Origin of the sequence: Sphingobium sp. LMA1-1-1.1 (genome assembly GCF_040676365.1) — a bacterium.
Lineage (GTDB): Bacteria > Pseudomonadota > Alphaproteobacteria > Sphingomonadales > Sphingomonadaceae > Sphingobium.
In genome coordinates this window covers 764,303-779,553 of sequence record NZ_JBEGHS010000001.1, presented here as the reverse complement: position 1 = coordinate 779,553, position 15,251 = coordinate 764,303, and the positions used below count along the sequence as shown (strand labels likewise).

General features: G+C 63.4%; 15 protein-coding genes. 7 read left to right on the top strand and 8 right to left on the bottom strand.

Annotated features, from left to right (window positions below; translation table 11 throughout):
• Nucleotides 1-26: 26 nt before the first annotated feature.
• The 3 genes from MRBLMA1_RS03795 to MRBLMA1_RS03785 form a co-directional block, all read right to left on the bottom strand.
• A complete protein-coding gene (locus MRBLMA1_RS03795) occupies nt 27-1,091 on the bottom strand; it encodes a transglutaminase-like cysteine peptidase (RefSeq protein WP_363735098.1) in 1,065 nt (354 codons plus the stop codon).
• Between the two features lie 152 nt (nt 1,092-1,243).
• Complete coding sequence (gene parE / locus MRBLMA1_RS03790) at nt 1,244-3,220, bottom strand: DNA topoisomerase IV subunit B (RefSeq protein WP_363735096.1); 1,977 nt, start codon at nt 3,218-3,220, stop codon at nt 1,244-1,246.
• Nucleotides 3,221-3,360: 140 nt separating this feature from the next.
• Entirely contained in the window at nt 3,361-4,032 is a 672-nt protein-coding gene (locus MRBLMA1_RS03785) for a GcrA family cell cycle regulator (protein ID WP_363735094.1), read from the bottom strand.
• A gap of 118 nt (nt 4,033-4,150) precedes the next feature.
• Between MRBLMA1_RS03785 and MRBLMA1_RS03780 the strand changes: the two genes are divergently transcribed.
• Nucleotides 4,151-4,999, top strand: coding sequence for an ABC transporter permease (locus tag MRBLMA1_RS03780; protein WP_133651849.1), 849 nt, complete (start codon nt 4,151-4,153; stop codon nt 4,997-4,999).
• Between the two features lie 28 nt (nt 5,000-5,027).
• On the opposite strand, the gene MRBLMA1_RS03775 is transcribed toward MRBLMA1_RS03780, so the two are convergent.
• Together MRBLMA1_RS03775 and MRBLMA1_RS03770 are read right to left on the bottom strand one after the other, a co-directional pair.
• Complete coding sequence (locus MRBLMA1_RS03775) at nt 5,028-5,153, bottom strand: hypothetical protein (RefSeq protein ID WP_363735092.1); 126 nt, start codon at nt 5,151-5,153, stop codon at nt 5,028-5,030.
• A complete protein-coding gene (locus tag MRBLMA1_RS03770) occupies nt 5,153-6,472 on the bottom strand; it encodes a UDP-glucose dehydrogenase family protein (RefSeq protein ID WP_363735090.1) in 1,320 nt (439 codons plus the stop codon). Before MRBLMA1_RS03770 ends, MRBLMA1_RS03775 begins: the two co-directional genes overlap by 1 nt.
• Before the next feature lie 156 nt (nt 6,473-6,628).
• Between MRBLMA1_RS03770 and wecB the strand changes: the two genes are divergently transcribed.
• From wecB to MRBLMA1_RS03750, 4 genes are all read left to right on the top strand, one after another.
• On the top strand, nt 6,629-7,774 hold the full coding sequence (wecB, locus tag MRBLMA1_RS03765; RefSeq protein ID WP_363735088.1) for a non-hydrolyzing UDP-N-acetylglucosamine 2-epimerase: 1,146 nt from the start codon (nt 6,629-6,631) through the stop codon (nt 7,772-7,774).
• A gap of 111 nt (nt 7,775-7,885) precedes the next feature.
• Nucleotides 7,886-9,196, top strand: coding sequence for a UDP-N-acetyl-D-mannosamine dehydrogenase (gene wecC, locus MRBLMA1_RS03760; RefSeq protein WP_363735086.1), 1,311 nt, complete (start codon nt 7,886-7,888; stop codon nt 9,194-9,196).
• A gap of 121 nt (nt 9,197-9,317) precedes the next feature.
• Nucleotides 9,318-10,028, top strand: a complete 711-nt coding sequence (locus tag MRBLMA1_RS03755; RefSeq protein WP_363735084.1) for a polysaccharide biosynthesis/export family protein — start codon at nt 9,318-9,320, stop codon at nt 10,026-10,028.
• The gene (locus MRBLMA1_RS03750) at nt 10,028-12,142 is read left to right on the top strand and encodes a GumC family protein (RefSeq protein ID WP_363735082.1); all 2,115 of its coding nucleotides are present in this window, start codon (nt 10,028-10,030) and stop codon (nt 12,140-12,142) included. Before MRBLMA1_RS03755 ends, MRBLMA1_RS03750 begins: the two co-directional genes overlap by 1 nt.
• Before the next feature lie 131 nt (nt 12,143-12,273).
• On the opposite strand, the gene purQ is transcribed toward MRBLMA1_RS03750, so the two are convergent.
• Both purQ and purS read right to left on the bottom strand, forming a co-directional pair.
• A complete protein-coding gene (gene purQ / locus MRBLMA1_RS03745; RefSeq protein WP_363735081.1) occupies nt 12,274-12,948 on the bottom strand; it encodes a phosphoribosylformylglycinamidine synthase subunit PurQ in 675 nt (224 codons plus the stop codon).
• Nucleotides 12,949-12,951: 3 nt separating this feature from the next.
• The gene (gene purS, locus MRBLMA1_RS03740) at nt 12,952-13,185 is read right to left on the bottom strand and encodes a phosphoribosylformylglycinamidine synthase subunit PurS (RefSeq protein WP_133651856.1); all 234 of its coding nucleotides are present in this window, start codon (nt 13,183-13,185) and stop codon (nt 12,952-12,954) included.
• 273 nt (nt 13,186-13,458) lie between these two features.
• Between purS and MRBLMA1_RS03735 the strand changes: the two genes are divergently transcribed.
• Together MRBLMA1_RS03735 and MRBLMA1_RS03730 are read left to right on the top strand one after the other, a co-directional pair.
• Entirely contained in the window at nt 13,459-13,608 is a 150-nt protein-coding gene (locus MRBLMA1_RS03735) for a hypothetical protein (protein ID WP_166666297.1), read from the top strand.
• Nucleotides 13,609-13,664: 56 nt separating this feature from the next.
• Entirely contained in the window at nt 13,665-14,417 is a 753-nt protein-coding gene (locus MRBLMA1_RS03730; protein WP_363735080.1) for a sulfite exporter TauE/SafE family protein, read from the top strand.
• A 21-nt stretch (nt 14,418-14,438) separates the two neighbouring features.
• On the opposite strand, the gene purC is transcribed toward MRBLMA1_RS03730, so the two are convergent.
• Nucleotides 14,439-15,221, bottom strand: a complete 783-nt coding sequence (purC, locus tag MRBLMA1_RS03725) for a phosphoribosylaminoimidazolesuccinocarboxamide synthase (protein WP_133651858.1) — start codon at nt 15,219-15,221, stop codon at nt 14,439-14,441.
• Nucleotides 15,222-15,251 lie beyond the last annotated feature (30 nt).

Genomic DNA, 15,251 nt, shown 5'->3' with positions numbered 1-15,251 from the left:
TTTGAAAGGGTGGGTGCGCTTGAGTTTCACCGCGACGCGAACTGCACCTTTGCAGGCGACGTCACGCGATAGCCGTGGGTCCATCGGCCAAAGGCGTTGAAGCTCATGATCGGGCGATAGTCGCTGACGCTGGAGGATGGCAGCACCCGGTCGGTCATATTGTCGAGGATCATCAATTCATCGCCGATCCGCACCGCCAGGACGGCATGGTCAGCCTGTCGCACCAGATCACGGGCGATCACCAGGAACATGGCGTGACGGTCGAAGCCGGCCGCTTCCAGCAGCTTCATCTTGGCGATGGCATAATCCTCGCAATCGCCGGTGCCGCTTTGCAATGTATGCGCTGCCGATGCCCAGTTGTCGCCACCCTGCCTGTCGTCGACGAAATGCAGCCGGCGGTTGACCCAGCTGTTGATCGTTTCCACCTGCTGCTGCGCCGCCGAACCGCGCGCCGTGTTCAGAATAGCGCTCCACACCCCCTTGCCGGGCAGCGCTGTCGAAACGGAAGCCCATTTGCTGTCGAGCAATGTTCGGGAAATCGGCATGGCGACCGATCTGAAAACGTCAGGCTGCCCATTGCGCGGTGCGATCATCCGGTCCGAAGGCGCGTGGATCGATCGTGCCGGCGTGACGAAGGCACTGGCCTGCGGCATTGCGGTAGCCGTCTGCGTCGTCAAAAATCCCTGCATGAAGCCCGGCACCAGCATTGGTTGACGAAAGCTCAGCACGGAAAGCTGGATGCCCTCCAGCCGCCAGCCGTGCAACTTGCCGCTGAAGTCGTTGATGCGCCGATCGTTGACGATCGTATCCGGAGCGACCGGCTGCGTGCCCCAGGGCACCGAACTGACCGCGCCCCCTTGCTGCGCACTGATGGCCGCCAGACGGCTCATACCGCCCGCGAGGAGATTTGCGGTGACGCGGTCGGCGGGCGCGTAGGCCGTTCGATTTTGCGCGGAGACGTCCGGAAACGCCCCCAGGGGCGCCTGCGCCAGCGCATGCCCGCTCGCTGCAACCAATAGCAGAGAGGAGGTGGCGCCAAGCGCGAGGCGGCGCAGGGCCGATGAGCGAGTGAGCGGGACGAAGCCTGACATGCTTGCCCGTATCGCGCCGAAAATTGAACATCCGGTGCCCCGCGCTGGTTAACGCGGCAGTAGGCAAAAAATTGCCGGCAAATTTTTGCCCGGCCATTTTTCAGGCAAATCACGACAATCCGGTTTTCCGGAATTTCCCGGAAAATCACTCGTCAGGCGTCGATTGCCCCCTCATCGACTGTTGCCGCATTCTCCTGAATGAAGGCAAAGCGATGCGCCGGGTTGGTGCCCATCAGCCGGTCGACCAGTTCGCGGACCTGCTGCCGGTCCTCAATGTCGTCGGGCAGGGTGACGCGGATCAGGCTGCGGGTCTTGAGATCCATTGTCGTTTCGCGAAGCTGCGCCGGGTTCATCTCCCCCAGGCCCTTGAAGCGGCTGATGTCGACCTTCTTGCCCTTGAACTCCTTGGCCAGTATTTCTTCCCGATGGGCGTCGTCCCTGGCGTAGAGGCTCTTGCCGCCGGCGGTCAGGCGGTAAAGCGGCGGCTGCGCCAGATAGAGATGGCCGCGCCGCACCAGTTCCGGCATTTCCTGGAAGAAAAAGGTCATCAGCAGCGTCGCGATATGCGCGCCGTCGACGTCGGCATCGGTCATGATGACGATGCGTTCGTACCGCAGATTGTCGGGATTGCAGTCCTTGCGCGTGCCGCAGCCCAGCGCCAGGATCATGTCGGCAATCTCCTGATTGGCCAGGATCTTGGCGGTATTGGCGGAGGCGACGTTCAATATCTTGCCGCGCAGGGGCAGGATTGCCTGCGTCTTGCGGTCACGGGCCTGCTTGGCCGAGCCGCCGGCTGAATCACCTTCGACCAGGAAGATTTCCGCTCCCTCCGGATCGTCGTTCGAACAGTCGGTCAGCTTGCCCGGCAGCCGCAACTTGCGCGCGCTGGTGGCGGTCTTGCGCTTGACCTCCTTCTCCTGCTTGCGTTTCAGCCGCTCGTCCATCCGGTCGAGCACATAGGCGAGCAGCGCCTTGCCACGCTCCATATGGTCGGAGAGGTAATGGTCGAAATGGTCACGCACCGCATTTTCCACCAGCCGCGCTGCCTCCGGACTGGTGAGTCGGTCCTTGGTCTGACTCTGGAATTGGGGATCGCGGATGAAGACCGACAGCATGATTTCCGAAGAAGTCACGATGTCGTCGGCGGTGATGTCCTTCGCCTTCTTGTTTCCGACCAGTTCGCCAAAGGCACGGATGCCCTTAACCAATGCAGCGCGCAGCCCCGTTTCATGCGTGCCGCCGTCGGGCGTCGGAATGGTGTTGCAATACCAGGAATAGGAACCGTCCGACCAGAGCGGCCACGCCACGGCCCATTCCACCCGGCCTGCGGCGTCTGGAAAATCCTGGGATCCGGAAAAAAAGGCGCTGGTGGCGCATTCCCGGTCACCCACCTGTTCCTTGAGGTGATCGGCAAGGCCGCCGGGAAACTGGAACACCGCCTCGACCGGCGTGTCGTCCGTGATGAGTTCCGGCGCGCATTTCCAGCGGATTTCCACGCCCGCGAACAGATAGGCCTTGGACCGCGCGAGGCGATAGAGGCGAGAGGGCTTGAACTTCTGCTCCCCGAAAATCTCGTGGTCGGGGATGAAGCTGACCGACGTGCCGCGCCGGTTGGGGGCGGCACCGACCTTTTCCAGCCCACTGGTGGGCAAGCCCTGGGCAAAGCTCTGGCGGAACAATTCCTTGTTCCGTGCCACCTCGATGACGGTGACGACTGATAGCGCATTGACCACGCTGATGCCCACGCCGTGCAGACCGCCAGAGGTGGCATAGGCCTTGTCGGTGAACTTGCCCCCGGAATGGAGCGTGGTCAGAATCACCTCCAGCGCCGACTTGCCCGGAAATTTCGGATGCGGATCGACCGGGATTCCGCGGCCATTGTCGATGACGGTCAGCCTGTTGCCCGGCTCCAGCAACACCTCGATCCGCGTCGCATGTCCTGCCACCGCCTCGTCCATGCTGTTGTCCAGCACTTCGCTCGCCAGGTGATGCAGCGCCCGTTCGTCCGTGCCGCCGATATACATGCCGGGGCGGCGCCGGACCGGCTCCAGCCCTTCCAGCACTTCGATGGCGGAGGCGTCATATTGCGGCGTGGAGGAGGTGTTGGCTGCGAACAGGTCTTCAGACATGGGCACAAGCTATAAGCCGGCGGACGGCGGGCGCAAGCGCGTTGGTCCGCAAAGCAGCAGCCTGGGGCTGATCGCTGCATTGCCCAGCAAAAAGGGCCGCTCCCGGAGGGGCGACCCTTTTCATGTTGGGGAGCCAGCGATCAGCGAACCCGCGGGCCACCAAAGGGCAGGGGCGGCGGCGGACGGCGGGTGCCGCGCGGCAACTGTGCCTGATAGGCGCGCCCGCAATGTTCGACGCAATAAGGAAAGCCAGGGTTCACCGCTTCGCCGCAGAAATGAAAATCCGGCTCGCCCGGATGCCCCATCGGCCATTTGCAGATGCGTTCCGTGAGATCGAGCAACGTGGTCTTGCCGGCAATGTCAGGGCTGGGCTTTGCCGGCACCAGACGGCGTGGTGGGGCGGGCGGGATCGGTGCCTGCTGGTCGCCCGGACCCTGGCGTAGAAAGCCGCCGGGGCCGACCGAGATAATGCGCGGCTGCGGCGTGGCCGGCGCTTCTGCTGCGGGAGCTGCAACGGCAGGGGTTGGCGCAGGCGCGGTCGGACGAACGGGCGCGGGTGCGGCCTGCTGCGCAGGCGCGGCAGGCTTTGGCGCTTCGGCTTCGGGCGCTGGCTTGCGCAGAGGCGGGGCCGCCTTTTTGGGTACTTCGTTGGCTTTCACCGGCGAAGGACGCGATTGCAGGCCCAGCCGGTGAGCCTTGCCAATCACGGCGTTGCGGCTGACGCCGCCCAGTTCGTCGGCGATCTGGCTGGCGGTCAGGCCTCTTTCCCACATTGCCTTGAGCTGGTCGATGCGCTCGTCGGTCCAGGACAATGAATGACTCCTCAAAATTTCAAATTCGCACCCTATATGGGGCGCGCCGGCGCGGGGTTCAATTTCCCGTGCACAACGCCCTTGCGGCACAACCCCTCAGCCGATAGTCGATCCGACCATGAACGACCAGTCCAAAATTGCTGCCTCCCCATCGCATCAGGCGCCTTTCCACGAACCTGGAGAGCTGGTGATACGCAATGTAAACTGGGCCGGCACGCGCGCGCTCTATCGCAAGGAAGTGCGACGCTTCATGAAGGTGCAGCTCCAGACGATCTGGGCGCCAGCCGTCACGACGCTGATGTTCCTTGTCATCTTCACCTTGGCGCTGGGCGGAGCCAATCGCCATGTGCTGGGCGTTCCTTTTGCCGACTTCATCGCGCCGGGCCTGATGATCATGGGAATGATGAACAATGCCTTCGCGAACAGCAGCTTCTCCCTGCTTGCGGGAAAGATGCAGGGGACGCTCATCGACTATCTGATGCCGCCGCTGTCGGTCGGCGAGCTACTGCTGGCGTTGGTCGGCGCGGCGGTGACCCGGGCCTTTTGCGTCGGCCTTGCCCTATGGGGCGCGATGGCGCTGTGGCCGGGCGTGCACGTAACCCCGGCGCATCCCTGGGCCATCCTCTGGTTCGGTCTGATGGGTACAGGGCTGACGGCCTTTATCGGCGTGCTGACGTCGATCTGGGCGGAAAAGTTCGATCATGCCGCCGCCATCACCAATTTCGTGATCGGCCCGATGACGCTATTGTCGGGCACCTTCTATTCGATCGATCGCCTTGCCCCTATTTTCCGCGCGATCAGTCATGCCAATCCCTTCTTCTACGCTATTTCGGGCTTCCGCTATGGTTTCGTCGCTGCGGCGGACGGCGATGTCGTGGTGGGCAGCGTGGTTCTGCTGGGACTCAATGTCGCATTGGGCGTGCTGTGTTATGTGCTGCTCAAGCGCGGCTGGAAGCTGAAGGCGTAAGCCTGAACTTGAAACCGGCCGGACCGGATCAGGTCAGCCCGGCAATGACGGGTACGATCAGCATGATCGCGAACAAGGCAATGGCTGCCACCAGCCAATGATGCAACCGGGGAAGGGCGGGCTCATCGCGTCCTTCCCTCGGCTTCAGCAGCATCAGGCCAGGACGCCCTTGCCGCCGACCCGCGTGAGTGCAAAGCCGGCCGTTTCCGCCTCCCTACGCGGATAGATGTTGCGCAGATCGACCAGCACCGGTTCGTTCATCAAGGCGGCCAGACGTTTCAGATCCAGTGCCCGGAATGCATCCCATTCCGTCACCAGCACCAGCGCGTCGGCACCGGTCGCGGCTTCATAGGCATCCTTCGTCATGGTCACGCCCGGCATCAGCGGCGCGGCGACATCCATGCCCTCCGGGTCATAGGCGACGATCTGCGCGCCCGCATCTTCCAGCGCCAGCACGATGGCAAGGCTCGGTGCATCGCGCATGTCGTCGGTATTGGGCTTGAAGGTCAGGCCCAACAGCGCAACTTTCTTGCCACGCGCGTCGCCGCCCAAGGCCTTCACGATTTTTCGTCCCATGGCTCGCTTGCGCAGATCGTTCACCTGCACCACGGTTTCGACGATACGGATCGGTGTGTCATAATCCTGGCCGGTCTTCACCAGTGCCAGCGTATCCTTGGGGAAGCAGGAGCCGCCATAGCCCGGACCCGCGTGCAGGAATTTCGCGCCAATGCGGTTGTCGAGCCCAATCCCCCGCGACACGTCCTGTACCTCCGCGCCCACGGCTTCGCACAGGTCCGCCATTTCGTTGATGAAGGTGATTTTCGTCGCAAGGAAGGCGTTTGCGGCATATTTGATCAGTTCAGCGGTTCGCCGCCCCGTGAACATGACAGGCGCCTGGTTGAGGTTCAGCGGACGGTAGATCTGCCCCATGACGTCGATCGCGCGCTGGCTCCCGGTGGTGCCGACCACGACGCGGTCTGGCCGCTTGAAATCCCCGATGGCTGCGCCTTCGCGCAGGAATTCCGGGTTGGACACGACCTGTACGTCCAGATCGGGTCGGGCTTCCCGGACGATCCGTTCGACCTCATCGCCAGTGCCGACCGGCACGGTGGATTTCGTCACGATGACGGTAGGCCCGTCGAGCGAATCCGCGATTTCCTTCGCCGCTGCGTAGACATAGCTCAGATCCGCATGCCCATCGCCGCGTCGTGAAGGCGTGCCAACGGCGATGAAAATCGCATCCGCGCCCTTCACGCCTGCCGGCAGATCGGTGGTGAAGTTCAACCGCCCTGCCGAAGCATTGCTTGCGACGAGATGGTCGAGGCCCGGCTCATATATCGGCATGCGGCCCGATTCGATGGCGGCGATCTTGCCGGCATCCTTGTCCACGCACACCACGTCATGGCCGAAATCGGCAAAGCAGGCGCCTGACACCAGCCCAACATAGCCCGTGCCGATCATCGTGATCTTCATATAGTAACTGAGCCCTCGAATGGGAAAAGGTCCGACTGGCCTCTAGCACAGCTGCTTGCCTAAGCGAAAGCGGGCGTCGGGAGTACTCATGTTCAGGGGATGGTTACCATTTTCTGCCAGGCACTTACCCGAAAGACGGCTTGCAAAGGGTAAGATATGAAGGTTGCTCTGGTGTTCGGGACGCGCCCTGAGGCGATCAAGCTGTTTCCCGTGATACACGCGCTTCAGGCCCGGGACGATGTAGAGCCGCGCGTCATCGTGACCGCGCAGCATCGAGGCCTGCTGGATCAGGTCCTGGAGATCGCCGGGATCGTGCCTGACATAGACCTCGACGTGATGACGCCGAACCAGACTCTGGATGGCCTGACGGCGAAGTTGATCGTGGAACTGGGGAAGGCGTTCGACGCGGAAAAGCCCGACCGTGTGGTGGTGCATGGCGATACGCTGACCACCATGGTCGCCAGCCTGGCGGCCTATTATCGCAAGATTTCCGTGGCCCATGTCGAGGCGGGCCTGCGCAGCGGCGATATTCATCACCCCTGGCCGGAAGAGGTGAACCGCCGTGTGGTCGCCTGCATTGCGGACATGAATTTCGCGCCGACCCAGGCGGCCGCGGATGCGCTGCTGGCGGAAAATCGCGATCCGGCCAGCATATTCGTGACCGGCAATACGGTGATCGACGCTCTCCTCGCCACTCGCGAACGGGTGCTGTCCGAACCCCCTCTTGCATCGGGCCTGGACGGCCTTGCCCGGCGGTTCGCCGGGAAGCGCATCATTGCGGTCACCAGTCACCGCCGCGAGAATTTCGGCGGCGGGATGGAGGCGATTGCGCGTGCGGTGGCCGACATCGCGGCGCGCCCTGACGTCGCCGTGATCTTCCCCGTCCATCCCAATCCCAATGTCCGTCCGGTGATGGACGCCGTGCTGGGTGGCCTTGCCAACGTCGCGATGATCGAGCCGCTGGACTATCCGCATTTCGTGCGCCTGCTCGACATGAGCGACTTGGTTCTGACCGACAGCGGCGGCGTGCAGGAGGAGGCTCCCTCACTCGGCAAGCCGGTGCTGGTGATGCGCGAAACCACCGAACGTCCGGAAGGGGTGGAGGCCGGCACGGCGAAGCTGGTTGGCACGGATCGCGCCAGGATCGTCCGCTCCGTTGTCACCTTGCTGGATGATGAAGCTGCCTATGCCGCCATGTCGCGCGCGCATAATCCCTTCGGCGACGGTCATGCGTCGGAACGCATTGCGGGCATCATAGCCGCAAGCGCAAGATCGCAAGGGAATTTGGAACGGGCCGCCTGAGCGCAGGCCCGCGACGAACTGGCGATGGGACTCGACGTTCTGTTACCCAAATCTTCAGCATTTCCCGTCACAAACCGGTGCAGATCATCGGCTTCCCCAGGACCCCTCCCAATGCCCCTCGATAAACTCCAGCAGAAGGTATCCGTCATCGGCCTCGGCTATATCGGCCTGCCGACCGCCGCCCTGATCGCCCGCGGCGGCGCGCAGGTCGTCGGCGTGGATGTCAGCGCCCATGTCGTGGAGACGGTGAATTCCGGCCGCGTCCATATAGAGGAAGTTGACCTGGATGGCCTGGTCCAGGGTGTCGTGTCGCGCGGCAATCTCCGCGCCAGCCTGGAAGTGGAAGCCAGCGACGTCTTCATCATCGCCGTGCCAACTCCCGTGGCTGAAGATCGCGCCCCTGACATCAGCCATGTCCTCAAGGCCGCTCGTACGGTCGCGCAGGTTCTGAAGGCTGGGGACACCGTCATCCTCGAATCCACCTCCCCCGTCGGCACCACCGAAGCCATGCGCGACCTTTTCGCGCAACTTCGCCCCGATCTCAAAATGCCGGAGCCTGGCGTCGCGGGCGACATCGCCGTCGCCTATTGTCCGGAGCGCGTCCTTCCCGGACGCATCCTGGTCGAACTGATCGACAATGACCGCTGCATCGGCGGCATCACGCCGCGCTGTGCCCGCAAGGCGCTGGGTTTCTACCGCCAGTTCGTTCGCGGTGCCTGCATCACCACGTCCGCCCGCGCGGCTGAAATGGTGAAGCTGGTCGAGAACAGCTTCCGTGACGTCAATATCGCCTTTGCCAACGAACTGTCCGTCATCGCGGAGCGGATGGACATCGACGTGTGGGAGGTCATCCGCCTCGCCAACCGTCACCCGCGCGTCAACATCCTTCAGCCTGGGCCTGGCGTCGGGGGGCATTGCATCGCTGTCGACCCCTGGTTCATCGTCCATGGCGATCCGGAAAACAGCCGTCTCATCCGCACGGCTCGCGAAGTCAATGACGGCAAGACCGACTATGTCGTGGCAAAGGCGTCCGACCTGATCGATGAATTTCCGGGCGAAGCGGTCGCCTGCCTTGGTCTTGCCTTCAAGCCCAATATCGACGATTTCCGCGAGAGCCCGGCCGTGAAGGTCGCGGCGCGCCTCGCCAAGCGTTATGGCCGCCGCATCAGGCTGGTCGAACCCTATGCCCATGACCTGCCGATGGAATTTGCCGGAACCGGCGCTGAACTGACCGATCTCGATACGGCTCTGGAACAATGCGGCGTTTTCGTCATTCTTGTCGATCATGACATGTTCAAATCGGTTCCGGTGGATGAACGCGCCGACAAGGCGGTCTACGACACCCGCGGCGTCTGGCCGGATCAGCCCCGACGGCCGACCTCGGGTCAGGCCGTCCTGGAACAGGCCCGGATCGCCATCTGATCCGGCGCATCGGCGCCGCGTTCGCCCGGCGAATGGTTGCCATGTCCCCGTCGCGTCGTTAACCCCGCCCGCAATGGCAGGCTTTGCGCGTGCCCACTGAATTGCGGGGGACTTTAGCGGCATGAGGTGGCCGACCGACAGCAAGAGCCGAGCGAGGATCATGGTCACGGCCTGCCTCTTGCTCAGCGCCTGCTCGACCGTGGAGGATGCGCCGAAGGGCGAGGCGGCTTATGCCGTCATCCCGCCCGCTCCTGCCGTGGGGATGGATTATCGCATCTCGCCCGACGATGTCCTGCGCATACAGGTTTATCACGAACCGGGCCTGTCCCTTGAGGACGCCCAGGTGACAGCCGCAGGCATGGTGCGCATGCCACTGGTCGGCGACGTTTCCGTGGCTGGCCTCTCCGCCAGTGAAGCATCCGATGTCATCGCCGGGCGCCTCGGTGAGCGCTATCTCGTCTCGCCACAGGTGACGGTGTTCATCAAGAAGGCGGTGGGCCGCCGCATCACCGTGGATGGAGAGGTTCGCGAGCCGGGCCTGTTTCCCGTGGACGGTCGCGTCGGACTCCTGCAGGCGATCGCGATGGCCAGGGGCCCGACCCGCCTTGCCAGCATGGGGCAGATCGTCGTGGTCCGGCAAGCGGAGGGAGAGCGCAAGGCCGCGATGTTCGACCTTGGCGCGATTCGCAAGGGAGAGGCGCCCGATCCCGAAATCCTGCCGGGCGACACCATCATCGTCGGCCTGTCGCGCGCGAAGGCGATCCTGGGTGGCGCGCTGTTGGCGCTTCCTGCCGTTGGTGCAGGGTTCGTCGCGCTGGATGGAGGGCTCTGATGGCGCGATCGGGACTGCTGATCGACGACAGCGGCGCGTCTTCCTCCATGGAGGGGCGCGCCGCGCGTTTCGCGACAACGGCCGGCGCGGCGTGGACGGCGGTACGGCGGCATCGCATCATCCTGTTCGTCACCATGGCGCTTTGCGTGCTGGCTGGCGTGGTCTTCATCCTGCTGTCCACGCCTGATTATAGCGCCACCGCTTCCGTGGAGGTAGAGGATGTCCCGGCGGGTGCCGCGGGAGCTGCCGCAGCGCAGCGGCAGACGGCGCCGTCCGACAATGAAGCGCTGATGCAGACCGAATTGGAAGTGCTGCGCAGCCGTGCTCTGGCTGAAGATGTGGCGCGCGAACTGGCCTTGATCGGCAGTCGCACCTTCTTCGAGGGCATGAATGTCCGGCGGCCGGAACAGGGGACTGGCTCGCTCAGCCAGCGGCAGGTCGAAACCGAAACCGTCGTCAGCCTGCTACGCGACAATCTACACGTTGAGTTGCCCGGCAAGTCGCGGGTCATCCGCATCAGCTTCACAAGCGCTGATCCGGTGCTGTCGGCGCGGGTTGCCAACAGCTATGCGGACAGCCTGATCCGGACGGACTTGAAGCGTGGATTCGAATCCGGGGTTCAGGCCCGACGATTCCTGTTGGGAGAGTTGGACGGCGCGCGCAAGGATCTGGAACGGGCGGAGCGCGACCTGGCGGTCTATGCGGCCAATGCCGGAGCCATGATGCCACCCGAATCCGATCGCAATGGCGGCGCCGATCCCGCGCCCGATGGCACTACGGCAACGCGGCTTGCCCAGCTCAACGCCTTCCGCGCGCAGGCGACGGCGGATCGGATCGCGGCGCAAAAGCGCTGGGAAAGCGCCCGCATGTCGAGTGTCGAGACCCTGCCCGAAGTGCTGAACAATGGCGCGATGCAGCAGATCATGACGGAACGGGCGCAGGCGCGGGCTCAGGTCGTGCAGGAACGCCAGTTCCGCAAGGACGCCCATCCTGAGATGCGCGAGGCGCGCGCCCGGCTCGCGGCGCTGGATGATCAGGCCGAAGCAATGGCGGGCACGATCCGCGCGTCGCTCAAGGAACAATATGACGTCGCCGTCCATGGCGAAAAGCAGATCCAGTCCGAGATCGCCAAGGTCGAGCGGCAGGCCACGGCGGAACGCGGGCGCGGCGTGCAGATGAGCATATTGGAACGGCAGGTCGATACCTATCGCCTGCTGCACGACAGCCTGCTCCAGCGCTATCGCGACATGGCATCGCAAGCCGGGTTCCAGGCGGGGCGTATCCAGCCGCTGGACCGGGCGGCCGTGCCCTCCCGGCCATCCTCGCCCAATATCGGCATCACGATGCTGTTCGCTTCGCTGGGCGGGCTGATCCTCGGGCTGATGGCAGTGGTCGGGCGGCATATTTTTGATGACGCCGTTACGTCTGCCGACACGCTGGCGGAGCGGGTGAACCTGCCTTTGCTCGGCGCGGTCCCGGCGGGCGAGAAGCCGGCGGCGGAGATTTTCGCGCCGATGGCTTCCTCCCTGCTTCTGGGGTCTGCGGCGGGGCTGCCGCGTTCCATCCTGGTCACCAGCGCGCAGGAGGGGGAGGGGAAGTCCTCTACCCTATATGCCTTGGCCAAGGCGTTGGCGAAGCTGGACAAGCGCGTGCTGGTGATTGATGCCGACATGCGTCGGCCCAAGCAGCACAGCCTGTTCGGCATCTCGCCGGCGCGGGGGATCAGCGAACTGATGACGGGCCAGGCGAAGATGGAGGAGGTTGTCGTGGACAGCGGCTTGCCGGGGGTAGCCCTGCTGCCCTGCGGCGCGATCCCGCCCAATCCCGCCGAATTACTGGTGACGCCCGCGATGGACTCCCTGCTGGCAACCGTCCGGGGGCGGTACGACACCGTGCTGATCGATGCGCCGCCCGTTCTGGGCCTGTCCGACGCCTGCCTGCTGGCGAGCAAGGCGCAGGTGACGCTGCTGGTCGTCGAATGGGGACGCAATCATCATGGCGGCCTGCGCGTCGCCGTCGATCGGTTGCGCCGGGCGGGCGGGGCGATCATTGGCGCGATCCTCACCAAACAGGAAGGCCGTGCCTTTGAATATGACTATCATCGTGGCGGGTGAGCCAAGTAGCGCGGCGCGACTAAGACGGCAAATTTTCTTAGTGCGCTAAGAATGATCGTGCGAATGACGGGGACAAGGCCGTCCCTGCTTGCCAGACCCGGTCGAGTTGTCGAACGCGATATCCGTCGGACTCAGGCTTGGGTAAGCAGCCCTTCCACCAATCCTTCGAACAGCCGGCGGCCGTCGGTCGAACCATGGGCGGTCTCGATCACGCGCTCCGGGTGCGGCATCATGCCCAGCACATTGCCACCTTCGTTCAGGATGCCCGCAATGTTCCGCGCCGATCCGTTGACGTTCTCCGCGTAGCGCAGCGCCACGCGGCCTTCGCCTTCCAGCCTGTCCAGCGTTTCCGCGTCAGCGAAATAATTGCCGTCATGATGCGCCACCGGGAAGTTGATCGCTTCCCCCGCCCCATAACGGCTGGTGAAAGCGCTTTGCGCATTATCAACCGTAAGCGCCACGTCGCGGCAGACGAAATGCCCGCCCGCATTACGCAGCAGCGCACCGGGCAGCAGCCCGCTTTCCGTCAATACCTGGAAGCCGTTGCAGATGCCGAGCACATAGGCGCCCCGATCCGCCGCCTTCGCCACCGCCTGCATCACCGGCGAGCGGGCCGCCATCGCCCCCGAACGCAGATAGTCGCCGTAGGAAAAACCGCCCGGCACGCCGATCAGGTCGATATCGTCTGGCAGTTCCGTATCGCGATGCCAGATCATGGCAGGCTTCGCGCCGGTCGCTTTCTCGAACGCCACGGCGAGGTCGCGGTCGCAATTGCTGCCGGGAAAGACGATGACGGCGCTCTTCATGGCTTAGGCCACCTTTTCGATGCGGTAATTTTCGATCACCGTGTTCGCCAGCAGCTTGCGGCACATGGCGTCAATATCCTCGTCGCTGGTGCCGTCGGCCAGATCCAGTTCAATGAGCTTTCCCGCGCGCGCATCATTGACGCCAGCGAAGCCCAGGCCTTCGAGCGCGTGATGGATCGCCTTGCCCTGCGGGTCGAGGACACCGCCCTTGAGGGTGACGAAGATGCGGGCTTTCATGAGCGTGGGACTCCATAAGACAGTCTTTCGCGCCCCCAGGGCATCCTGCTTGCAGAATGCACAAGCCGCGAAAACCGGAGGGCTGGCGATCGTTTGAATCGTCCAGCCCTCTAGTCGCGGAGCGCTCCGCAGGCAAGGCATTATACCAGGATGCAGTGATGCTGAGGCATCAGCCTCTTGGTAACGCCCAGGTGCTGCGCGGCCTTAACCCTGGCATTATGCTTTTGTTAGCGCCGTGCCCCTATGGTGGCCAGCGGAGGGAAGGATTTTCGCATGGCCGGTCTTGCTTTGGCGATGTTCGTGGGGCTTTTCGCCTTTGGTCAGCAGATCATGGGCTATGATGATCCTCATGGCCGGGTTCAACTGACGCTCCTTGCGACCTTCACCTTCGGCGTCCTGATCGGCTATCGCGCCCAGAGCTGATTGTTCGACAACAAAATTTGCTCCCCGGATGGGATGCTTTGCTTTAGGCGGGCTCCATGAATCCGGACTATTTCTATTATGCCTGCGCCATCACCGCCGTGATCCTCACTGGTCTCGCCAAGGGCGGATTTGCCGGGATCGGGGCACTCGCCATGCCCATCATGGCACTGGGCGTGGATCCGGTGAGGGGGGCGGCGATCATGCTGCCTATCCTGATCCTGCAGGACGTCGTCAGCGTCTGGTCGTTCCGCCATCATTGGGACAGGCATGTTCTGATGGTTATGTTGCCGGGAATGGCCGCAGGGGTTGCGATCGGCTATCTTTTTGCGGCCCAGGTGTCCGAAGTCGCGGTGCTCGGTGTACTGGGCCTGATTTCGGCTCTTTTCGGGCTTCAACGACTATGGGCCGAGCGCGGCGGCGCGATGGTGCTGCCGTCCAATTCGCCGGGCTGGATCGGTATGCTGTTCGGCGTGGCGAGCGGCTTCACCAGCCATATTGCCCATGCCGGATCTCCGCCGTTCCAGATGTGGGTATTGCCCAAGCGTTTGCCGCGCGACACGCTCATCGGGACTACCGCCATCGCATTTGCCGCGGTGAACTGGATCAAGGTGCCCGCCTATGCGGCGCTGGGGCAGTTCACCAGGGCCAATCTGCTGGCGACGGCGGCCCTGATCCCCGTGGCTATCGCATCGACTCTGGCGGGCGTCGTACTGGTGCGTCGCGTCGATGCCGCGCGATTTTACACGCTCATCTATGTGCTGATGGTGTTGCTGGGGATCAAGCTGATGGCGGACGCGCTGCTCGCCTGAACGGCGCGTCCGCCATTCGCGTCAGTCCTTGCTCCGCTTCTTGCGGTGGGTGTCGAGGTCCAGGACCGTCGTATCAACGCCCTCGGGCATAAGGCCCAGGCGCCGGGCGACTTCCTGATAGGCTTCGACTTCGCCGCCCAGATCGCGGCGGAAACGATCCTTGTCCAGCTTTTCGCCAGTGGCCATGTCCCAAAGGCGGCAACCGTCGGGGCTGATCTCGTCAGCCAGGATGATGCGGCTATATTCGCCATCCCACAACCGGCCGAACTCCAGCTTGAAATCGATCAGGCGGATACCGATGCCCGCGAACAGGCCGCACATGAAGTCGTTGATGCGGATCGCCATGTCGGCAATGTCGTGCATCTCGTCCTGGCTGGCCCAGCCGAAGCAGGCGATATGCTCTTCGGACACCAGCGGGTCGCCCAGCGCGTCGTCCTTGTAGCAATATTCGATCAGGGTGCGGGGAAGCTGCGTCCCTTCCTCGATGCCGAGCTTCTTGCTGAGCGAGCCGGCGGCAACGTTGCGCACCACGACCTCGATCGGCACGATCTCGACCTGGCGGACGAGCTGCTCGCGCATGTTGAGCCGGCGGATAAAATGGGTGGGAACGCCGATCTGGCCGAGCAGCGTGAAAATATGCTCGGAAATGCGGTTGTTAAGGACGCCCTTGCCTGAAATCGTGCCCTTCTTCTGGGCGTTGAAGGCAGTCGCGTCATCCTTGAAATACTGGATGATCGTACCCGGCTCGGGGCCTTCGTAAAGGATCTTTGCCTTGCCTTCATAGATCTGGCGGCGACGGGCCATATGCGGTTCCTGTCTTCCCTGGAGCGTTTT